We start from the raw sequence: 20,642 nt of genomic DNA, 5'->3' as shown, positions 1-20,642 counted from the left end.
GGAAGCGGGAATGAAAGAACAAAACTTTGAGATGAAAAACCGCAAGATCAGAGAGGCATTTCTGGAGTTAAAGAGAGACCATCCCGAACGGCTGCAGCAACGATTGAACTTATCCTGGAGCAACTGGGGCTTCGGCATCGAGCCATTGAAGGAATCGGCGGCCCGGTTGGAGAAAGCCGGCCTGGAGTATATTGAACTGCACGGCAATCATTATGGCGCGGACCTTGGTTATTCGGTGGATGAAACGCTTCGTATTCTCAAGGAGCATAATCTTAAAGTATCCGGCGTATGCGGAATGTTCTCAGCCGACAACGATCTGTCCAGCAACCGCGGCGTCCATAGACAGTCCGCCATCGATTATTTGAAGCGGGAAATCGAATTTACCGCCGCTGTCAAGGGGGACTACCTGCTGGTTGTACCGGGGGCGGTAGGACGCCCGAAAAAATACGATGATGTGGAATTCGAACGAAGCGTGGAGACACTGCGAATCGTCGCGGATTTGTTTGTTCAGCACAAGGTTATGGCTGCAATCGAACCGATTCGCTCCGCCGAAGTCAGCCTCGTGCATACGATTGCCGATGCAAAAGCTTATATCGAGGCGGTATCCCATCCGGGAGTCAGGCATATCAACGCCGATGTTTATCATATGCAGGCGGAAGAGGTGCACATCGGAGAAGCGCTGCTCGATGCCGGAGATCAGCTGGTCAACCTGCATATGGCAGACAGCAATCGGCGTGCGTTGGGCGAAGGCTCAATGGATCTCGATACGATCATTATGTCGTTGTATTTGATCGGCCATAATCGCGAAGGCAGATACGTCACGCCGGAACCGCTGGGTCCAGGAGGAGACCCGTACCCGGCCATGTATGGGAAGCCGGACAAACAAGAACTCGATCACTTGGTGATGCAGACGGTTCGTTATTTTCGCGAGCGGGAAGAAGCGCTTCTCAGTTCATAAGGAAGACTTCTCGTTCTCGCCAACGATATCTATCTTCAACGGCATCTTCCGCCCGATCTTGGGGGATGCCGTTTTTTCTTTGCGGCGAAATATGATGTCGTGAAACGTTCAGAACCTCATTTTAGACAAATGCAAAAAATCGTTGACAGCTATTTTTGACAAGTGTAGAATACCAAAAAAGACAATTGTCAAAAAAAGGGGCGGGACAGATGAAAAAGTTGAAGAAGCTGCCGGAAGCCGAATTTGAAATTATGCGGGTGGTCTGGGCGAACGAGCCGCCCATCACTACTGCAATGGTGATGGATCAACTCGGGAACGAACGCCGATGGAAAGCTCCTACGGTGATTTCTCTTATGTTGCGTTTGGTTGAGCGAGGCTTCTTGCGCACGGAAAAGCAAGGGAAAGAACGCACCTATTTCCCGCTGATCGGAAAAGAGGAGTACCTTGCTCTGGAAACCGAGCATTTTATGAAGCAATATCACGAAAACTCTTTTTTGAGCTTCGTCAACACACTGTACAACGGCAAGCAGCTAAGCGAGAAAGAACTGGATGACTTGCTGAAATGGGCGAAGGAACGGAGGGAGTAGCGGATGCAGAGCTTTATGGTCGCCCTGCTGGAATGTTCGGTTTCCATGACGGCCGTTGGACTTCTCTATATGGCGGTTACGCCCTTCCTGCAGAACCGCTTTACGGCCAAGGGCCGCTACTATGCATGGCTGGCGATTGTCATCGGACTTATTATTCCGTTTCGCTTCCATCTCCCCGCGTCGGTTGTTTCCGTGGATGCGCTGGTCCCTGCGCTGAAGAATGCCAGTCGTTCCTCTCTTGACCAGGCGGTTTCCCCTGCAACAGCAACCGCGGCGGCATTCCCCTGGTATGTACTGGCCGGCGGCTTCTGGATTGCCGGGGTCATCGTGTTTTTGGCTTACCACGCCATTCGGCACAGACGCTTGTTGTACATAATGAAACGCTGGAGCGCGGAATGTTCGGATCGGCAAGCGCTGCGCATGCTGCAGGATGTTCAAGCGAACCTGAACATCACCCGGCAAGTGGATTTGCGGGTCTGTCCGGGTATTTTCAGCCCGATGCTGGTGGGTTTTGTCCGTCCTGTCATTTTGCTTCCTTCCGATCATATCCCGGCCAATGAGCTTCTGTTCATTCTGAAGCATGAGCTGATTCACCTGAAACGCGGGGATTTGGGCTGCAAAACGCTTGTGTTGCTGGCCACCGCTTTGCATTGGTTCAATCCGTTCGTCTACCGAATGGCCCGGGAAATCGCGCTTCAATGCGAGCTTTCTTGCGACGAGGAAGTCGTCCGGCATTCAGATACGAACCATCGGCAGCAGTATGTTGAAGCCATTATTGGCGTTATGAAGAAGCAGTCAAGGGGACCAAGCGTATTCTCCACCAGCTTCTCCGACAGCAGGCTGAGCATGAAGAACAGGGTGCTGTCCATTATGGACACCCGAAGCAAGAAATGGGGCATTTCTCTATTGTCTGTCATCGTTCTGGCTGCGATAGGCACAGGCGCTGTGTTAAAGCTAAGCCCGACAAAATCCGAAACCGCCACGCCCGAACCGACAAGGCCCATTACGGCATCCGGGAGTGTGGCGGGGCAGGAGAAGAACGAGCCGCCGGCCTCCCTTGCCGATCCCGCATCTCCGGCCGACAGTCCGGAAGGGAAGATGAGGGGTACCGCTTTGGAACCCGGCATTCCGGAACGCGGCGTTTCAGTTCCCGACGCCACTCCGCTCTTAGTCCCCATGCCGGCTTCCGAATCCCGCATCTCCCGGCAATAACCCGGAACAAGGAGGAGGATGACCTCGTGAAAAAATCAAAGGCTTTCAAATCGGCCTTCTTTCTAGTCGTCATTGCGGTATTGGCAATAGGCTGTTCCAATAAAAATCCCGATGCAAGCGAATCAGAGGCTTCTAATCAAACAACGCATAACCCGTTTGAAGCGGGTGAACAGGGAACCGCTGTTCTGGGCAGTATCGGTCATGGTTTTGCCAATCCTCCACTTGATGAAAACGGCAAAATACTTCCCTTGCCATACAATGGCGGCGAGTTCAAGATCGATTATTCCGTGCGCGCTTCCGGAAAAGCCAAAAACGTCGGTTTTCTTGTTTTTATTGACGGAAAGCCGCAGCCCTACAAGTTTAATACAACCGAAGCCCCTTATGAATATATGCATATTTTTGAACTGGAAGAGGATAACCAAGACACGCCATTCACATTTGTATTTACCCCGGTCACAGGCAAGCAAGGGGACACCCTTCCGATCACGATCGCCAGTGTATTCAACCCGGCATTTATCCCGGACATGAAAGAAACGACCTCCTACGGAGGCTATCAAACGACGCTGGAATCAGGGAGATCGTTGGTCTTTAACCAAGATGCAGACGCTCTTGATGTTTCCTCCATTCCGCAACGAGAGGTTCTAAGCCATGTCCGCCTGTCAACGGAGCCAGTGACGCAGGAGCTGCTGGAGAAGCATAGTGTCATGGAGCAGGTGGATATGGAGGCATTGGACAAAAAGGTGTATAGCGATTTGTATATAGACGGCGCTGTGCGCCAAGATAATTTTCTGGTCAAGAAAAGCGGGACCCTCCACGTGACATTCAAACTGTTCGGCCATCCCGGGATGCGATACAGGAATACGTTCTACATCAACCATGAAGCCTTGACCGGCAAGGACGGCACTTCCTTCGAAACGACGCTGGCCAAGGGCGATGTAGCGGTAATCGACGCGGATATTGCACTGGAGAAGCTGAAGGACTTCAATACGTTTTATGTCGTATCCGTTCCCCTTAATGCGGACGATTTCCCCGATGATGTTGTCGTATTGATGAAGACCCCCTCCCTGTTACTTTATAAGGGATTGGAGCAAAGCGGACGATGAGAAAGAAACGATGGATCGTGATATTGGCTTTATCCGCGCTTTGGATCGCAGGATGCTCACGACTCGAAACCCATCCTGCGACTTTGAATGATTCCGCTTCGTCAGCGGTTCCTCCTATCCCAAGCACTTCTTCAAACCATGGAGGCGAGGCAAGAGAGATACAAGGCGATATCCGGAATATCCATTACGCGGATGGAAATCAGGTGTTGCTATCGGCGGACAAATGGTACCTGTATAACCTGGATACGGGCCGTGTGACGGCTGAGACCCCGCGGAGGGCATTCGATCAGGAACAGTTTCAGGCGATAAAAGACGGATATGTGGCGGTCGGGGCAAACATCAATCCCGGAGGCAGCAGCGGCGGTTTGTTGGCGGCGGACGGCGGGATCGCGTACAGCGCGATCTTTTACGACCGTCAACTCCATCAAAAGTCGGTATTTGAATTCAACACATTGCTGAAGGCGAACGAACAGATTTTGTCCTTGAAGGCCATCGCGTTTTCCGCCGATGGAACTCAAGCGGCCTATGCGACAACGACCGGACTGTATCTGTACGACTTCCAAACGAATCGAAAAACAACAGTCGTGGATTTGAACGGAGAAGATATCGAGGCGCGTTCAGGCGTCGTTACCTTTGAACAAATCGGCTTCACGAATGATGACAAGACCATTGCTTTTAAGGCGCAAAGCTTTGATATCCCCGCCGTACCCGGCAAGCCCTCTTTTGATACTTGCGGAACGGTAAATACAGACGGCTCCGGAATGTCGAACCGGACATTCGGCAGCTACACGTGCAAGGAGTTGACGGCCTACAACAAGCTGCTGCTCTTGGCAGAAGATTTCACGATTCCATCCGGAAGAATGCTGGTTATGGAGGTTCCAAGCGGTATAACGAAGCTTCATACCTTGAGTGAGAAAGGAGAAAGCGGATTTATATCCGGTTCCGACTCGGGACGCTATTTCGCGACCACGCTTGCAGATAAGACAGGTTGGAAAGTTCGGGTGTATGACACGAGCACAGGCAAACTTGAAGCGGAGCAGCGAATTTCAAGCGACGGAGAGGCGCGTTATATGGCGAACGACCCGATTGTAAAAATGATCGATGACAAGCGAATGGTTATGGTGCTGTTAGGCGCCAATCAGCCGGGGGTCAAACTGAAAGTGGTGTTCAGCCCGTTTTAAAGGGGGGGAGCCGTTCATGAAAGTCACGTTTAAAGACATCTCAAAGCAATATAAGGGAAAGTATGCGTTAAAAGATTTTTCCGCAGAGCTGGGGAACGGGATATGCGGACTCCTGGGGACGAACGGTGCGGGAAAAACCACGCTGATTAATATTTTTGTCGGCATTTTGAGAAGCGACAAAGGGCAGGTTTTGATCGATGGCGTTGATGCCAGGCGCCTGGGCGTTGACTTTTTGTCCCGTATCGGGTATTTGCCGCAGTTCCCGCAATTTTATAAAAACTTTAAGGTGATGGAATTTTTAAGGTACGTGTGCGTGCTTAAAGGCATTCCCAAAGAACAAGGAGAGAAGAGGGCCAAGGAATTATTGGAAATCGTAAATTTAAGCGACGCCGCTGACCAAAAAATCGGGGCTTTATCCGGAGGGATGCGCCAGCGCGTGGGGATCGTACAAGCCATGCTCAATAATCCCGACATCTTGATTCTGGACGAACCGACAGCCGGACTTGACCCGCAAGAAAGAATCCGTTTCCGGAATCTGATCGCCAAATTTTCCGAGAACCGAATGGTTTTATTGGCAACGCACATCGTTTCCGATATTGAATTTATCGCGAACCAAGTCATTTTACTTAAAGACGGGCAACTTCTGAGACAGGATACGCCGCAAGCTCTCGTGGGCGGCATGGAGGGGAAGGTTTGGAAAGTAACGGCGACGGATGAAACGGTAGATGAAAAGCTGAAATGCCTGAAAATCAGTAATATGATGCGGGATCAAAATGAAATTCATTTAAGAGTGATCGGGGATGAAAAACCGGATGTTCATGCTGTGAATGTACAACCGAATTTGGAGGACGTTTTTTTGTACTATTTCGAAGAGGGCGAACAATGGTAAGATTAATCCCTTTTGAATTCCGCAAGCATTTTATGAAAATTTCCATTATTGCGGCGGTTCTTCTCTTCTCTGCTCTAAATGTCGTGAAAATATACAGCGTACACGAGGGAAACTCGCTGCTCTCGAAACACGTTACCGGCCCGCTTTGGAAGGGGCTGTATTGGAAAATGTATAAGGACTTCGGCGGTACGATCACCGATGAAAAAATCGGGAAGCTTATGGCCATCTATCGACCGCTTGAACAGCAGACTGCCGATCTGACCGCAAGCACGACGCACGACAACCCGAACACCTATACAGGAAATGTATACGAAGACTTTCATTTCTTCAGATGGTGCTTTGTCAATCCGATGAAGTATGCTTACGATTACAAGGCGTATGCCCAAAGGGTGGTAAACGCGGCCAAGGATAATATCGCGTTTTACGACGCAATGGACAATCCCTACGAAGCTCGCAAGAATGCGGCCGTCGCCGAGCTATTCCAAGGACGAGCGATCACAAGCTTCTCTTATACGGAGATGTATCAATATTACGTTCAGTACGACTTCTCGGCGTTGCTGGCGCTGCTAATCTGTCTGTACGGATTAATGAGCGTGTTCCTGTCCGAGAAGGAGACGGAGATGGACGCTTTGCTGCTGACGACCAAGGCGGGCGGAGCCCAAACGGTTCAGGCGAAGCTTATAGCTTCTTCTCTGTTTATATGCAGCGTCTGCTTCTGGTTTTGGCTCCTCGACTTTGCCGCCTTTTCCGTCCTATTCGGCTCTTGGGACGGAGCTTCTTCCCCTTTGTACGTTCTGGAAGACTTCATTCATGCCTCGTTGAATGTGAGTCTGGGACAATACGCCGTTGTATCCGCACTGGTGAAAACGGCGGGCATACTCGTGTTTGGCCTGGCGTTCCTGCTGCTGTCCAGCCTGTTCCGAAACGCCTTGATTCCCTTCATTGTCGGTTTATCCGCATCGTTCGGATGCATCTATATGGCGGAAGTTTACATGGGCTCCGGGCGCGTTCTGCTCAAACTCGTCAACCCGTTCGTCCTGGTTGTAAACCGGGAACTGTTCCGCAAAGCGGAGTTCGTTGCCCTATGGGGCTATCCGCTGCCAAGCTATGTCGTTGCCCTTCTGCTCTCCGCCGTCTGGGGAGCGGTGTTTATTGGCGGCCTGACGATTGCCGTGAGGAAAAATACGTTGCGGAAGGGGGGAGGAAAGCGTGTCTTTGTGGATGTATGAGATGAAAAAAATGTTCCTTCTGCAGAAGGGGTTGCTGTTCGTCGGTTTATTTCTCGTGCTGACTTTAGCTTCGCTGGCCATTCTGGATAAACCCGCAAACCCGGACATCGAGAGGAATGCTTCAACGTATTTGTTCTACCTGAATCAAGTCCAAGGTCCGTATTCGGAGAAGACGGAGCGTTTTTTTGCGGCTGAAGCCGCCAAAATTTCCAACGCCAAAGTCGCCTTGCAAAAGGCGAGCGACGATTACTATGACGGGAAAATGGGAGAAAAGGAATTTCTGGCCGTGTCCGCTCCATTGGAGAGCATTCTGGAGAAGGAAAAGGGCTTTAAAGTGATTTATGACCAATTCACCTATATTCGCGAAAATCCCGCCAACCGCTATTTTCTATATACGAATGGCTGGGAGGGGCTGTTGGCGAATGACGATCTGGACTTCTTTTGGCTGTTATTGCTGCTTCTCCTGGTTGCTCCCGTGTTTGGTTTCGAGTTCGAAAGCAAGATGGACGCTCTCCTCCTCACCGTAAAAAAAGGAACCGGGCCCCACACCGTTTGCAAGATCGTCCTGGTGCTTCTGACGGTCGCCGTGCTTTGCCTGTTGACGGCCGGATTGCGGTATGGCTTCTACCGGTTTAAGTATGGCCTGGAGAATGGAAATTACCCGCTGCAAAGCCTCTCCTACTTTGGAACGTCGACCAAGGACCTTACATTGCTTGAGGCCTATCTGTGGATAACGGCAGGCAAGCTGTTCGGCAGCTTATGCTTTGCCGTTCTGATTCTCTTTGTTTCGATTTGCTTGAAGAAGTATGCCGTTACCTTGTTTCTCTGTTCGGCCGCGCTTCTTCTTCCCTACTATGGGCTGCGCTTGGAGTCATCCAAATATTTCTTTCCGGGACCTCTCGGGTTTATGGTGTCGACCGGCTTCCTGAGGGGGAATGAGTCCAAGCGCAATCCGTTCAAGGATCAGATGGATGTAGTATTTCGGGAAGTCTCCCTTACGGCATGGAGCGTTGTGTTTGCGGTCACGCTGTGCCTGAGCATCGGCATGTTGATCGTGATCGGGATTCGACGGACCAACGTGTGGAGCGCAAGGAAACCAGTTCAGGTCCGGAGGGCGTCTCGTCTGATGCTCATCCTTTGCCTGGCGGTATCCGTGCTTTCCGGCTGCACCTCTTCGGGAAGCACGGGAACAAGCGATATTTACAACTGCTCTTCCAGGCAGTCGTTTGAGAATGAGCGCTACCGCTTTTATGTAGACGACACGGATTTGGAGAATATCCGGATCGTATTCGAGGATAAAAATAGCGGCGAAAAACGCAACTTTATCCGGAACCCCATGCCCTCCTTAACCCGGGTAGAGAACACGATTTATGGGAACGGCTCACGGGTCTACTATATGAAATACGATTTTGACAAGTCGGGATTCATGGAGAAGGTTGCCCGGTTTTCCGTTATCGAAGTAGATACGACGACCTTTCAGGAGAAAATTGTGTTTGAGAAGAAGCTAAGCACGGATAAGAGCAGTGTTTTAGGACTAGTGAAAGTGAGCGATCACGATGCGAGCTTTTATATGGCCATCCGTTCCTTCTTTCGGGATGAACACAGTCTTTACTTCATCGGACAAAACGAGATCCGGCGAGTCAATCGACGGACTGGGGACATGAGGGTCATCCTTCGGCTCCCGGCATTCACAAACGTCGCGTTTGACGGCCGGACGATCTATTATGCCAATGAGAAATCCCAGGTGGTCAAATATGATACAAAGACGGGTTCCGAGACGGTGATTCCCGATCTGATCACGCGGAACTTTGTTTTGACCGATACCGAGCTTCTTTTTATGAATCGGAAGGATCGGCAAAAAATGTATGCTCTGCGCTTAAGCGATTCCAGCATCCGAAAGATCGCGGATCAACCTGCGCGCGGCTGATCGGAATGCCGGCGAGGAGCGCCGTGCTGAAGACGCACATAAAAGCGGCACACCTGCGCCCGTCTGTAAAGCTCCCCTCCTTAGGTCCAGTGCAAAACCCGACTTCCGTTATCCCGATAACGCGACGCGGGGCAATCGGAACCGTCGCCGTCAGCCGTTAGAATGGAAGAGGAGCAAGACACGGACGAATCTGCGAAGGTGGTTGTGGCGATGGCGGTTGCGAATGCCAACACGGATGCGCGCGGGATGAGGGCGAGCGACGGTTATAGAGCCGGACAGAAGCTCTGGATGGCATGGGAGCGGGCGGTCGGGCGCTTTATGGAATGGAGAAGCGACGGCGCCTTCCATTATGGAATAAGTAAAGTCCTGGTGAAGAAGCATCGGGGAAAAAGCATCGTCTGCGCGGACGGCACGCGGATCGAGGACGGAGATTGGGTCGGGGAGCTTCATTTGGACAACGCGAAGGTGTTGGAGCTGACCGGCGCAGCCTCTTCCAGCAGCGCGGCGCTGACGACGGCCAGGCTGGCTCGCGCGGACCTCAGGCAAATTTACGCCTCGATGGAGACGCATCCGGACCTGCAGCGCGTCAAAGCGCTGGTCGGCGTCACCCTGCTCCACCGCGGCCTTATTCACGGGCTTGGCTTCGAATTGCGGCGCTTGCCTTCGCGCGGCGCAGAGCGTCTCTGCGCGATATATTTGCGGCTTCTGCTTCGCTGCCTGCATCCGGAAGGGAGGAGGCGCGTGCTGGGCCGCGAGGACAAGCTCGTCCCGATGCAGCTCCTGCATTCGCGAGCGTCGCTGAAGCGAAAATTCGGGCCGGCGTCGAAAGCGGAGACGCCGGCAGGCTAAGCGCGGAGCGGGCGGCCCTGCCGAGCGCCGGAGCGGACGGGGCGGAACGTGACGCCTCGCCCGCATCGGTCGCAATCTCGCGAACTGCAGGGCCGTTCAAGCGATGCGGGCTGAATTATCTTCTGAATTTCGCGCCCGCGGAACGGGATTTGCCGCGAATGCCGCGGATCTCGGCGGTATCGCACCAGACGTCTTTGGTCACACAGGTGAAAACGTGATGCGGAATCGGGACGCAATGATGGCGGCGGATCACTTCAACCGGGTGAACGACGTTCACCACTTGCGGATGGAAGAAATTCTCGTAAACGACTTGCGGCGGATCGTAAACCGTCTGCGTGGGACAGTTCGGATGATGGTGTGACATGTCATTCATCTCCTTTCTTCGATTGTGCTACAGTATACGGGGCAGGCCATTGCAATGCTTGTTCAGATGCCTAAAGCGAATGTCACGTCCTAGTCCGCGAAGCGGATGGTTCCGTCTTCGAGCGAGGCGATCCGGGCGAGCGATTCGACGCGATATCCGGCCTCGAGCAGCTGCTGCCTTCCCGACTGAAACGACTTCTCGATGACGATGCCGATGCCGGCCACCTCGGCTCCGGCTTGTTCGACGATGCGGGCCAGCGCGAGGGCGGCTTGTCCGTTGGCGAGGAAGTCGTCGACGATCAGGACGCGATCGCCGGCCTTGATGAACCGTTTGGACACCGTAATTTCGTTCTCCTCCCGCTTCGTGAACGAATACGCTTTTTCCGTATATAAGTCGCTCTGCAGCGTCAACGATTTGCGCTTGCGGGCGAAAATGAGCGGGACGTTCAGCCGCAGAGCCGTCATGAGCGCCGGGGCGATGCCGGACGATTCGATCGTCAGCACCTTGACGACGCCCGATTCGGCGAACAGGCGCGCGAACGTATCGCCGATCTCGGCCATGAGAACGGGATCGACACGATGGTTGAGGAACGAGTCGACCTTCAGAACCTGGTCGCCGAGGACGATGCCTTCTTCGACGATTTTGCGTTTGAGCGATTCGATGGGACTTAACTCCTTTGCGTATGTTGTTGCTCCCATTATACACCATTCAGGCGTCCGAATCCCGGATTGGCGCAACTTGTGCCGAATAATTCCTGTCGCAATCAGCCACAATGTAATCGTTATGTCCGGATTAGGCGATTCAACAGGAGGGATAGCGGAACGTGATTTTCCAAACGCGCAGGGGGAAGATGCGGCAAATTCCCGTGCGGGCGTTAGCGCTTGCCATCCTCGGTGCGATGGCGGCGTTCTCTTCGGGCACGGCTCATGGCAAGGCGGCCGAGGGGACGAAGATGCCCCTGCTCCCGTCCAAGCAAATCGCCATCGTCATCGACGACTTCGGCAACGGCATGAAGGGCACGGCCCAGATGCTGAACCTGCCCGTCCGTTTGACGGTGGCGGTCATGCCCTTCCTGCCGACGACGAAGCAGGACGCCCAGGCGGCGCATGCCAAAGGGCACGGCGTCATCGTCCATATGCCGATGGAGCCCGTTCGGGGCAAGGCGAGCTGGCTCGGTCCGAACGCAATTCTGACTTCGCTGCCGGACGAGGAGATTCGGCGCCGCGTCGAAACGGCGATCGACGACGTGCCCTATGCGGTCGGGATGAACAACCATATGGGCTCGAAAGCGACGGCGGACGAACGGGTCATGCGGATCGTGCTGCAGGTTTGCAAGGAGAAAGGCTTGTTTTTCCTCGATAGCCGCACCTCCTATAAGTCGGTAATTCCGAAGGTAGCCAAAGAGGTAGGGGTGCCGCTGCTTCGCAACGACGTCTTCCTGGATGACGTGTACACCGCCCGTCACGTGTCCCGTCAGCTCGACGTGGTGAAGCAGAAGCTGGAGAAGAAGGAGAATTGCGTCGTCATCGGCCATGTCGGTCCTCCGGGACTGATTACGTCCGGCGCGTTGAAGTCGGCGATCCCCCAGCTCGAGCGGGATGCGAAGTTCGTCCTGCTGACCGAGCTGCTGCCCCCGGAAGCGGTCCGATCGGCGCGGTGACGAAGAAAGAAGCGGCCTTCCCGGGAGATTCCCGGGAAGGCCGCTTCTTTGTTAAGGGGCAACGCAGCGGTAAGCCAGAATGCCTTCGGCTATGGCGTGGGCGATTCGGGTTTGTCCTCTGGGAGAAGTCAGCATCGCCCGGTCAAGCGGATCGTTCAGGAAAGTCGTCTCCACAATGACGCTCGGAACCCGCACCCGGTTCAGGACGTAGAACCGTTTTCCGAGCGTCGGCACCCCGTTCGCGCGCTGCTGGCGGTTCAAGCCGTCCTGGATGAACGACGCGAGCAGGGCGCTGCGTCCTTCGGCCTGATGGAGTACGAGCGGTCCCCGCTTCCGCCCCCGGGGCGACCAGTTGACATGGATGCTGACGAACATTCGCGGCTGAATCTCTTCGGTCAGCCCGCCCCGCTGGGACAAATCGCGGGTGTGGCGGGACGCCCGGTGCCACCGGTTCTCGTCGCTCAGCGCGTAATCTCCCGTCCGGTTAAGCACCGCCCGAACGCCGTGACTGCGCAAAATCAAGTACAGCCTGCTGGAGATGGCGAGATTGATATCCTTTTCCATAATATCGCCCCAATGCGTGCCCGAATCGATCCCGCCGTGCCCGGCGTCGATGAGCACGTCCGCCGTCGGCAGCGCATGACGGACCGAGGCCGGCGGAGTCGACGGTTGTTCCGGCGGGGTCCATCCCGACAACAGCAAAACCGCGCCCAACAAGGCCGCTCTCCGGCTTAACGCCCCAAAACTCTTTGCAATCGCCATCCGCACACCTCTCCTTTCCCCGAAACCGGCCGGCCGGGCGAATTTTCGCGCGTGATCCTCCTATAGCGTGACACGAAAGCCTTCGTCTCATGCAGAAGAAGCCGCGAACCCCGGCCGCGTTTGAAAAGCGCTCGCACGGGATATCCTAGGAGCAGAACGGAAAAGGAGGGGTACGGCATGGGCGACGGTACCGATCTTCTGAAGTACGTAACGAGCCGGGCGGTAGCTTACTTGACGACGCCGCCGGACGTCAGGGAGAAGGACGCAAAGCCGAACCGGCTGCCGTGGACGACGCAATGGTTCGGCATGGTGCCGATGGGCATGCAGCTCTGGTGGGACGAGCGCCGGAGCAACAGCCCGAAGCGCAAAAATGAGCTCGAATCCGAGCTGTAAATCTCGTCCGTTCATAAGAAAGCCGCCATTCCCGGTGTCTGCCCGAGAGTTGCGGCTTTTCGCGTTTACCGATAAAAAAGGCCGGCCGCCCGAAGCGAATCGAGCGGAATGAAGCGGGTTCCCTGCATGTCTAGCGCGAGGTCGAGCCGGCCGCAGCTCCAGCTCTGATAGCCGACGACGGCAAGCGCGTACAGCATCCTGTCGCCGAACGGCTCGCTGACGAACCTTAACGACTTGGCTTGCTTGATGCGCCGGAGCAAAACTTCTCCGCCGGCGCCCGCTCCGACCGGAGCTTCGTTCATCAGCCAAGGGAGGCGGTCGTACGGGTCGAAGGGCTCGTTCAGCCGGACGGCTCGAACGGTGCCGCTGTCCGCAGCGTCCGAAGCCGGTTGCCGAGAAGAACGGAGAACCTTGTTCCACGCCTGGTCGTCCAGGGGGAGCAGTTCGTCCGTCTTGGCGTCCAGCCAGTACACGTCGTTCCCGATCGTCACCCTCCATACGGCGGCAAACGGATGCGCATACAGCTTCTCGGCCCGGTACGGCGAGGCATGCGAGGCGATGAAGCCGTTAGCGACGAGAGAGCGGGTCAAGGCGGCCTTGTCGAACAGCGGCTGCGGCCCGAGGCCGTATTCGCCGAGACGGTACGAGCCGTCTTCGGCCGCGTAGACGACGATGTAGCCGACAGGCCGGCTGTCGCTTTGGCGCAGCGTGACCAGCCAGCCGTGCGTGCCCGGTCCAAGCGCTTCGATGGAGGGAACGGCCTGCTTCCAGGCTTCGAACGGCCGCTGCGCCGACAACGTCCGGATCCACGACTGCACGCTGCGCTCCAAGGCAGAAGGAAACGCTTCTTCCCGAAGAGCGGTCTCGGCTTCCTTGGCGGCGGCCGTAATGGCGGATGCGGGCAGGACGGCGGCATGGGCGGCGGACGGAGCGGCGGCGGCAGACGCGAGAGCGAGCGCTTGAAGTCCGGCGGCGGTTAGCTGCCTTAGCCTGCGGCTCGTTACGATCATGAACATTCACCTGCTTCGTTGGAAGAGTGGGGGCTTGCGGCATCGGCAACAATCTCGTTGTTTGCATTATAAAGGACAAGCTGTGCCGATCCTGTTGGAATGTGTCCCGGATCGCCCGCCGTCCCGCTTCTATTCTTGTCAATCGATGCCGGGCAAGTGGAAAATCCCGCAATTGATGACGGATAGCGTCACTCTCGGCCTATATTGCCAATCGATCTCCTCCCGGCGTCTCCCGTAACGGGCCTTCAGCGCTTCGGCCTGCTCGGCCGTCGCGGCCCGTTCGATCATGGGCTCATAGTATTGCTCGACGCGGGCGAGCTCGTCCCGTCGCCGCTCGTCGGCTTCCTCGGCCCAGCCGAAGTCCGCGCTCTTCAGCTTGCGCTCGACGGCGTGCTCGAGCTGGGTCATCGCCCGGCGGAGCGACAGGCCGTTGCGCAGCAGGTGGACGTTCGACGGGAGGCGAGGGGTGAGCCGGATGTCCTTCAGCCGCTGCAGAAATTGCTCGTCGATGACGCCGGTGGCGAGCGAGATGCCCATGCCGTACAGCTCCTCGCGCTTCATGTCGCATTCATAAGTAGCTTTGAAGTTGACGCCGAGCCAGGCGGTGTAAGGCTGCGAGCCGAGCGGGCCGGCCGATCCCTTGGGCGGCTCCTCGAACAGCATGACGCATTTGCCGGCTTGCCCGACGGATTCGAAAATTTGGCCCAGACGGCGGGAGCCGAAGTAGACGTCGTCCTGGATGATTCGCGCGCCGTTCGCGACAATCGGGGGCGGCGCCGCCGGGCTTGACGACGGGTCCGGCGGTTCGAAGTTCCAGCGGAACGTCATCGTCTCGGGCTCCGCGCCGGTCCGGTCGACGAAGCTCCAATAATAAGGACGGTTCGTCAGCGCGCGGTCGGCTTCCGGCGACAGCTTCACCGTGACGTGGGCCGGCCCTTTCTCGATAATGCGGCTTCCCGTGGACTGCAAATAAGCGAGCACGAATTTTTGCACCTGCTTGGCGTTCATTGCGGTTTCTCCCGTTCCACCTGGCGCCTCGCCTCGAGCATCGAGTCGCCCAGATTGTCGATGCGTTCGCGGAGCTCGCCGGCGTTCGCCGATTCCAGCACCAATTTCGCCAGCTTGCGCTCCAATGTCTCTTCCTTCTCCACTCGTTCCAATATTTCGCCCAGCTCTCCGATGACCATTTCGAACATATTGATTTTTTCATGGAGCAGGTGTACGATATGTTCCTCTATGGTCCCGGCCGTGCACAGATTGAAGATACTGACGTCTTCCGTCTGGCCGAGCCGGTGAACCCGCCCGATCCGCTGCTCGACCCGCATCGGGTTCCAGGGCAGGTCGAAATTGACGATATGGTGGCAGAACTGCAGGTTGATTCCTTCTCCTCCGGCTTCGGTCGCGACCATGACTTGCGCCCGGCGGCGGAACAAGTCCATCATCCAGTCCTTCTTCCCCCGGTTCATGCCTCCGCGATACGGAACGGCGCTCAGGCCGCGCTCCTTGAAGAAGCGGATGAGATAATCCTGCGTCGCCCGGTATTCCGTGAACACGATGACCTTGTCCTGGATCTCCTCGATGATCTCCATCGTTTTCTCGGCCTTCGTGTTCGCCTTGATGTTGCGGATCCGGTTCACCAGTTCCCAGATTTGCGCGTGCAGCGGCGATTCGGGGGCCACCTTCTTGGACAAGTTAATCAGCGTCAGGAACACGGCGTCCCGGCTGGAGCAAACTTCCCGCTGCAGCGTCACCAAGGACAGCATGCTGGCCATGTCGCCTCTATCCGCTTGCGCGCGCTCGCGGACGAAGGCCGTCACCCCGTCGTACAGCTCCTGCTCCTCGGGCGATAGGCGAAGCGGGACGTTCGTCACCATCCGCCGGGTAAATTCCAGCGAGCCGTCGCTGCGCCGGTTGCGGATCATGACCTGTCCCAGCGCGGCCTGCAGCCGGTCCTCGTTCTTGGCGACGCGCCTTCCTTCGACGAAGTTGGCGGCGAAATCGCCTTCGCCCCCGAGTTGACCGGGCTTGAGCAGGGTAATGAGGTTGTAGAGCTCGGACAGATCGTTCTGCACCGGGGTGGCGGTCAACAGCAGGCAATATTTCTTACGCAGATCGCCGACGAATTGATAGTTGCCGGTTTTCTTGTTCTTGAGCTTGTGGGCTTCGTCGATGATCAGCATGTCGTATTCGCCGTCCAGCAGGAAGGAGCGGTGCGGCTCGCGCTTGGCCGTGTCCATGGAAGCGACGACGATGTCGCTGCTCCAGGTGTGCGCTTTCTTCTGCGCGACGGCGGGAATGCCGAACTTGCCGCTCAGCTCCCGCACCCATTGCAGCACGAGGGAGGCCGGCACGAGAATGAGCACCCGCTTCACGAGGCCGCGGACGAGATATTCCTTCAGCACGAGACCGGCTTCGATCGTCTTGCCCAGTCCGACTTCGTCGGCCAGAATGGCCCGGCCCCGCATCTCGTAGAGGACGCGGCGCGCCGTCTCCAACTGGTGGGGCAGCGGCGTCAGGTGGGGCAGAAGTCTCAGGCATTGCAGCTCGTGGAAATCGGAGATTTTGAGCGCCTCTTCGGCTTCCAGCGCCATCAGGTACAGCGACCAGTCGTCCCAAGGGCCGTTGCGTTCGATGCGCCGCTCCAATTCTTCGAAAGGGCTCCGATCGATATAAAGCTCGACAAGCGGATGCAGCTTGCGCGCGGGCGGAACGGCGGGTTTGCCGGCGGCGTCCGGTTCGGGTGCGGGAGGGAGCGGCTCGCTTGCGGGAAGCGTCGTTGCCGTCGTAAAATCGGCTTCGGCCGAAAGCTCGGGTGCGTCTGTTTGGGCCAGCTGCTGCATCGGATCGTTGCGCAATGTCGGTTGCCTCCTGATCGTGTTAGGATACGATGGCGGGGAAATCGTTGGCGGAATAACCTATAGTATGAGCAACTGAGGAAAATTCAAACCTTGCGGGAAAAGGAGGGAACGGGAGCAAACGGAAGAAAGGACGACAAGCGAGGACTTGGACGCTGTCAATGCTCCTTTTGGTCGATGGCGGCACCATATGTTGTATAGTATAATGGTGTTCGCACACAATATATTGTATAATTTACATACATTATCGTTGGTGTTGCGAACGAAACGAACCTAGCGAACCTAGCAGTTCATGAATTCAGATGTCATAACGAGAGGGTGTGCCGGATTGAAAACGACGGTTAAAACGAAGAAGCTGGAAGGTCTGAGCGAGAAAATCTTCCTGGATCGGTACGCGTGGAAGAACGCCGACTCCAACGAGACGCAAGTTGGGGACGTCGTGCTGGTGCTGACGAAGGACGATCCCAAATTCCCGGCCAAGGAAGTTGGGGAAGTGGTCGCTCGCGACGGCCGGAAGGTGACGGTCCGGACGAGAAGCGGGGAGTTGGTCGAATCGGACGTCGAGAAGCTGACGCTGACGATCGAGAAGACGCCGGAAGAGATGTGGACGCGTCTCGCGAACGCGATGGCATCGGTGGAAGCGACGCCGGAGAAGCAGAAGGAATGGAGCGAGAAGTTCCGTTGGCTGCTGGACGACTGGAAGCTCGTGCCGGGCGGACGGATTGCGGCCGGCGCCGGCGCCAGCGACGAGCTGACGCTGTTCAACTGCTATGTTATCCCTTCTCCTCATGACAGCCGCGGGGGCATCATGGAGACGCTCCGCGAGATGACGGAAATTATGGCCCGCGGCGGCGGAGTGGGCATCAACTTGTCCTCGCTGCGTCCGCGCCGTTCCGTTGTCAAAGGGGTGAACGGTTCGTCCAGCGGCGCGGTATCGTGGGGCGGACTGTTCAGCTACACGACCGGTCTGATCGAACAGGGCGGCAGCCGCCGGGGCGCGCTCATGCTGATGATCAACGACTGGCACCCGGACGTGCTCGACTTCATCACGGTCAAGCAGACGATGGGCCAGGTCACGAACGCGAACCTGTCCGTGTGCGTCAGCAACGGCTTCATGAAGGCGGTCAAGGAAGACATGGATTGGGAGCTCGTGTTCCCGGACACGAAGGACCCGGAATACAACGAGCTGTGGGACGGCGATCTGGACAAGTGGAAGAAGCTTGGGAAGGAAGTCATCCATTATAAGACGGTGCGGGCGCGCGACGTCTGGAGAACGATTATCGAATCGGCGTGGAAGTCGGCCGAGCCGGGCGTCGTGTTCATGGAATATTACAATCAAATGTCGAACAGCTGGTACTTCAACCCGATCATCTGCACGAATCCGTGCGGCGAGCAAGGGCTTCCGGCCTGGGGCGTGTGCAACCTGTCGGCGATCAACCTGTCGCGGTTCTACGATGCCGACAAGCATGACGTCGCCTGGGACGAACTGGCGCGCGTCGTCCGTTATTCGGTCCGTTTCCTGGACAATGTCATCGACAAAACGCCGTACCATTTCCCGGAGAACGAAGCGAATCAGAAAAAAGAGCGCCGCGTCGGACTCGGCACGATGGGTCTCGCGGAGCTGATGATTCGCCTGGAGATTCGCTACGGCAGCCCGGACAGCATCGAGTTCCTAGACAAGCTGTACGGGTTTATCGCTCGCGAAGCTTACCTGTCTTCGACGGAGATCGCTGCGGAGAAAGGGTCGTTCCAGGCGTTCGATGCCGAGAAGTTCCTGCAAAGCGGCTTTATGAAAAACATGACCAAGGTGTATCCGGAAGTGGCGGACGCCGTCCGCAAACGCGGCATGCGCAACGTCACCGTCATTACGCAGGCGCCGACGGGCTCCACCGGCACGATGGTCGGCACGTCCACCGGCATCGAGCCGTACTTCGCCTTCGAATATTTCCGCCAGAGCCGGCTCGGGTTCGACAAGCAGTACGTGCCGATCGCGCAGGAGTGGAAGGACGCCCATCCGGGCGAGGAACTGCCGGAATGGTTCGTGACGGCGATGGACTTGTCCGCCAAGGATCACATTCGCGTGCAGGCCGCCATCCAGCGCTGGGTAGACAGCTCCATCTCGAAGACGGCGAACTGCCCGGCCGACTTCACGATCGAAGAGACCGCCGAGCTGTATGAGCTGGCGTTTGAGCTCGGCTGCAAGGGCGTCACGATCTACCGCGACGGCAGCCGCGACGTGCAGGTGTTGAGCACGTCCAAGGACGAGAGGAAGGAAGAGGCGCCGAAGACCGCAGCTTCGCCTGCGGCTGCATCGGCTCCGGCAACCGCCGGCGAGACCGCCGCGATCGGAGCGCTGGCTTCCGCGCTGCCGGTTAACGCCACGCCGCAGCAGCAGAAGGTGTTCGACAAGCAGTACAAGAGCCGCCCAAAAGTGCTGCGCGGCGCAACGTACAAGTTCAACACGCCCTTCGGCATGGCGTATATTACGGTCAACGACATCGACGGCACGCCCGGCGAAATTTTCCTGAATGTGGGGAAAGCCGGCTCCGACGTGTTCGCGATGGCCGAGGCGCTCGGCCGCGTCATCTCGCTGTTCCTGCGATACGGCGACCACGGGAACAAGGTGCAGCTGCTCGTCAAGCACCTGAAAGGCATCGGCGGCTCCGGCGCCGTCGGCTTCGGCCCGAACCGCGTCGAGTCGATCGCCGACGCCGTCGCCAAGGCGCTCGAGCTGCACGCCAACCTGCTCGCGGAAGACGAGCTGACGGCCACGGCCGAAGCGCCGATCGCCGCAACGACGGCGCCGGCCGCGACGTTCCCTGTCGTGGACGGCCACGGCCATGGCCACGAATCGCCCGGCGGCTTCGTCTATACGTCGAAGGACCTGTGCCCGTCCTGCGGCTCGGCTTCGCTGCTGAACGTGGAAGGCTGCAAGACGTGCGCGAACTGCGGGTACAGCAAGTGCTCGTAAGAGAAAAGACCCCGGCAGCGGGGTCTCAGTGTGACTTTTCCAGTTGCGAAATTTGTTTCATTTTCCTTATAAAATAATATCTTTTATTCAGTAATTGGATCTTTATACACTTCTGGACGCTAAACATCAAGTTTAGCGTCTTTTTCTTTATTGTAATTGCAATAATTTAATGCCTTATGAAAAGGCTTATAAGCAATAGGACACTTTTTCCAGAAGGAGAAATATCATGTACACCAATACTCATTACATTTCGGAATAAAACACTTTTATGATTGACTGTAAGGACGTAATTTTAAGAGAATTCATAGTTACTGATTTAGATAAGTTTCATTCACTTACCTGGCAACCTGAGTTGAGTCCGTATAATTGTGTAAAATGAAATATCTCCTAAAAAGTACTAGGAGCCATATTCAAATGTCCTCGGTTAGAATGGAGTTGACTAGACAACATTCACAGAGAGGAGTATTTGAAATGGCTCAATACCAGATTACCGTAGATTCACAACTTTTGCAGCAACTATTTTTGGGAAATTCTCAGGACACAGGGGTAGCTAAGTTGCTGGAATCGGTATTAAACCAAATTCTTCAAGCACAGGTGACTGAACAAATAGGAGCAGAACACTACGAAAGAACCGAAGAACGACAAGGATATCGCAACGGATCCTATCCCCATCAACTCACAACACGAGTAGG

At 56.0% G+C, this 20,642-nt stretch carries 19 protein-coding genes; 13 read left to right on the top strand and 6 right to left on the bottom strand.

Annotated features, from left to right (window positions below):
- Positions 1-10: 10 nt before the first annotated feature.
- From G485_RS0104250 to G485_RS25025, 9 genes are all read left to right on the top strand, one after another.
- Complete coding sequence (locus G485_RS0104250; protein WP_027091524.1) at positions 11-958, top strand: sugar phosphate isomerase/epimerase family protein; 948 nt, start codon at positions 11-13, stop codon at positions 956-958.
- Between the two features lie 209 nt (positions 959-1,167).
- A complete protein-coding gene (locus G485_RS0104245) occupies positions 1,168-1,545 on the top strand; it encodes a BlaI/MecI/CopY family transcriptional regulator (protein ID WP_027091523.1) in 378 nt (125 codons plus the stop codon).
- A gap of 3 nt (positions 1,546-1,548) precedes the next feature.
- Positions 1,549-2,757, top strand: a complete 1,209-nt coding sequence (locus G485_RS25035; protein WP_051318010.1) for a M56 family metallopeptidase — start codon at positions 1,549-1,551, stop codon at positions 2,755-2,757.
- Positions 2,758-2,783: 26 nt separating this feature from the next.
- Entirely contained in the window at positions 2,784-3,860 is a 1,077-nt protein-coding gene (locus tag G485_RS0104235) for a hypothetical protein (RefSeq protein ID WP_027091522.1), read from the top strand.
- Positions 3,857-5,041 carry a hypothetical protein gene (locus tag G485_RS0104230; RefSeq protein ID WP_027091521.1) on the top strand — a complete coding sequence of 395 codons (1,185 nt, stop codon included), beginning with the start codon at positions 3,857-3,859 and terminating at the stop codon, positions 5,039-5,041. The genes G485_RS0104235 and G485_RS0104230 overlap by 4 nt, the downstream gene beginning before the upstream one ends.
- 16 nt (positions 5,042-5,057) lie before the next feature.
- On the top strand, positions 5,058-5,930 hold the full coding sequence (locus tag G485_RS0104225; protein WP_027091520.1) for an ABC transporter ATP-binding protein: 873 nt from the start codon (positions 5,058-5,060) through the stop codon (positions 5,928-5,930).
- Positions 5,924-7,159 carry a hypothetical protein gene (locus tag G485_RS0104220; RefSeq protein WP_027091519.1) on the top strand — a complete coding sequence of 412 codons (1,236 nt, stop codon included), beginning with the start codon at positions 5,924-5,926 and terminating at the stop codon, positions 7,157-7,159. Before G485_RS0104225 ends, G485_RS0104220 begins: the two co-directional genes overlap by 7 nt.
- Complete coding sequence (locus tag G485_RS25030; protein WP_156922101.1) at positions 7,140-9,086, top strand: ABC transporter permease; 1,947 nt, start codon at positions 7,140-7,142, stop codon at positions 9,084-9,086. The genes G485_RS0104220 and G485_RS25030 overlap by 20 nt, the downstream gene beginning before the upstream one ends.
- Positions 9,087-9,296: 210 nt before the next feature.
- The gene (locus tag G485_RS25025; RefSeq protein WP_240489059.1) at positions 9,297-9,935 is read left to right on the top strand and encodes a YkoP family protein; all 639 of its coding nucleotides are present in this window, start codon (positions 9,297-9,299) and stop codon (positions 9,933-9,935) included.
- Positions 9,936-10,050: 115 nt separating this feature from the next.
- On the opposite strand, the gene G485_RS25020 is transcribed toward G485_RS25025, so the two are convergent.
- Together G485_RS25020 and G485_RS0104200 are read right to left on the bottom strand one after the other, a co-directional pair.
- A complete protein-coding gene (locus G485_RS25020; RefSeq protein WP_240489058.1) occupies positions 10,051-10,299 on the bottom strand; it encodes a hypothetical protein in 249 nt (82 codons plus the stop codon).
- Between the two features lie 89 nt (positions 10,300-10,388).
- The gene (locus tag G485_RS0104200) at positions 10,389-10,997 is read right to left on the bottom strand and encodes a xanthine phosphoribosyltransferase (protein ID WP_420805723.1); all 609 of its coding nucleotides are present in this window, start codon (positions 10,995-10,997) and stop codon (positions 10,389-10,391) included.
- A 254-nt stretch (positions 10,998-11,251) separates the two neighbouring features.
- Between G485_RS0104200 and G485_RS0104195 the strand changes: the two genes are divergently transcribed.
- Positions 11,252-11,959, top strand: coding sequence for a divergent polysaccharide deacetylase family protein (locus G485_RS0104195; RefSeq protein ID WP_240489061.1), 708 nt, complete (start codon positions 11,252-11,254; stop codon positions 11,957-11,959).
- A gap of 51 nt (positions 11,960-12,010) precedes the next feature.
- Here G485_RS0104195 and G485_RS0104190 read toward each other — a convergent pair whose 3' ends face one another.
- Complete coding sequence (locus tag G485_RS0104190; RefSeq protein ID WP_084423101.1) at positions 12,011-12,721, bottom strand: N-acetylmuramoyl-L-alanine amidase family protein; 711 nt, start codon at positions 12,719-12,721, stop codon at positions 12,011-12,013.
- A 177-nt stretch (positions 12,722-12,898) separates the two neighbouring features.
- Between G485_RS0104190 and G485_RS0104185 the strand changes: the two genes are divergently transcribed.
- Positions 12,899-13,114 carry a YqzE family protein gene (locus tag G485_RS0104185; RefSeq protein WP_027091515.1) on the top strand — a complete coding sequence of 72 codons (216 nt, stop codon included), beginning with the start codon at positions 12,899-12,901 and terminating at the stop codon, positions 13,112-13,114.
- Between the two features lie 65 nt (positions 13,115-13,179).
- Here the strand turns inward: G485_RS0104185 and G485_RS0104180 are convergent, their stop codons facing one another.
- The 3 genes from G485_RS0104180 to G485_RS25015 all read right to left on the bottom strand — a co-directional run bounded on the left by G485_RS0104180 (position 13,180) and on the right by G485_RS25015 (position 16,964).
- A complete protein-coding gene (locus tag G485_RS0104180; protein WP_156922099.1) occupies positions 13,180-14,124 on the bottom strand; it encodes a hypothetical protein in 945 nt (314 codons plus the stop codon).
- 138 nt (positions 14,125-14,262) lie between these two features.
- A complete protein-coding gene (locus tag G485_RS0104175; protein ID WP_027091513.1) occupies positions 14,263-15,132 on the bottom strand; it encodes a YqhG family protein in 870 nt (289 codons plus the stop codon).
- Positions 15,129-16,964, bottom strand: a complete 1,836-nt coding sequence (locus G485_RS25015) for a DEAD/DEAH box helicase (protein ID WP_084423107.1) — start codon at positions 16,962-16,964, stop codon at positions 15,129-15,131. Before G485_RS25015 ends, G485_RS0104175 begins: the two co-directional genes overlap by 4 nt.
- A 343-nt stretch (positions 16,965-17,307) precedes the next feature.
- Between G485_RS25015 and G485_RS0104165 the strand changes: the two genes are divergently transcribed.
- On the top strand, positions 17,308-19,950 hold the full coding sequence (locus G485_RS0104165; protein ID WP_027091512.1) for an adenosylcobalamin-dependent ribonucleoside-diphosphate reductase: 2,643 nt from the start codon (positions 17,308-17,310) through the stop codon (positions 19,948-19,950).
- A gap of 471 nt (positions 19,951-20,421) precedes the next feature.
- Positions 20,422-20,642, top strand: a 221-nt coding sequence (locus tag G485_RS25010) for a transposase (protein WP_035154711.1), incomplete at its 3' end; no start/stop codon positions are given.

This window comes from Cohnella thermotolerans DSM 17683, assembly GCF_000429825.1.
Classification (GTDB): domain Bacteria; phylum Bacillota; class Bacilli; order Paenibacillales; family Paenibacillaceae; genus Cohnella; species Cohnella thermotolerans.
The sequence above is the reverse complement of the archived record's forward strand: the minus strand, read 5'-3'. Positions and strand labels throughout refer to the sequence as shown.

Excerpts from the sequence above, each read along its gene's own strand:
- G485_RS0104180 (WP_156922099.1), bottom strand. The coding sequence starts at position 14,124 with ATGATCGTAACGAGCCGCAGGCTAAGGCAGCTAACCGCCGCCGGACTT.
- G485_RS25015 (WP_084423107.1), bottom strand. The coding sequence starts at position 16,964 with ATGCAGCAGCTGGCCCAAACAGACGCACCCGAGCTTTCGGCCGAAGCC.
- G485_RS0104175 (WP_027091513.1), bottom strand. The coding sequence starts at position 15,132 with ATGAACGCCAAGCAGGTGCAAAAATTCGTGCTCGCTTATTTGCAGTCC.
- G485_RS0104245 (WP_027091523.1), top strand. The coding sequence starts at position 1,168 with ATGAAAAAGTTGAAGAAGCTGCCGGAAGCCGAATTTGAAATTATGCGG.
- G485_RS0104185 (WP_027091515.1), top strand. The coding sequence starts at position 12,899 with ATGGGCGACGGTACCGATCTTCTGAAGTACGTAACGAGCCGGGCGGTA.
- G485_RS0104200 (WP_420805723.1), bottom strand. The coding sequence starts at position 10,997 with ATGGGAGCAACAACATACGCAAAGGAGTTAAGTCCCATCGAATCGCTC.
- G485_RS0104195 (WP_240489061.1), top strand. The coding sequence starts at position 11,252 with ATGCCCCTGCTCCCGTCCAAGCAAATCGCCATCGTCATCGACGACTTC.
- G485_RS25035 (WP_051318010.1), top strand. The coding sequence starts at position 1,549 with ATGCAGAGCTTTATGGTCGCCCTGCTGGAATGTTCGGTTTCCATGACG.
- G485_RS0104225 (WP_027091520.1), top strand. The coding sequence starts at position 5,058 with ATGAAAGTCACGTTTAAAGACATCTCAAAGCAATATAAGGGAAAGTAT.
- G485_RS25020 (WP_240489058.1), bottom strand. The coding sequence starts at position 10,299 with ATGTCACACCATCATCCGAACTGTCCCACGCAGACGGTTTACGATCCG.
- G485_RS0104190 (WP_084423101.1), bottom strand. The coding sequence starts at position 12,721 with ATGGCGATTGCAAAGAGTTTTGGGGCGTTAAGCCGGAGAGCGGCCTTG.
- G485_RS0104250 (WP_027091524.1), top strand. The coding sequence starts at position 11 with ATGAAAGAACAAAACTTTGAGATGAAAAACCGCAAGATCAGAGAGGCA.
- G485_RS25025 (WP_240489059.1), top strand. The coding sequence starts at position 9,297 with ATGGCGGTTGCGAATGCCAACACGGATGCGCGCGGGATGAGGGCGAGC.
- G485_RS0104220 (WP_027091519.1), top strand. The coding sequence starts at position 5,924 with ATGGTAAGATTAATCCCTTTTGAATTCCGCAAGCATTTTATGAAAATT.
- G485_RS0104230 (WP_027091521.1), top strand. The coding sequence starts at position 3,857 with ATGAGAAAGAAACGATGGATCGTGATATTGGCTTTATCCGCGCTTTGG.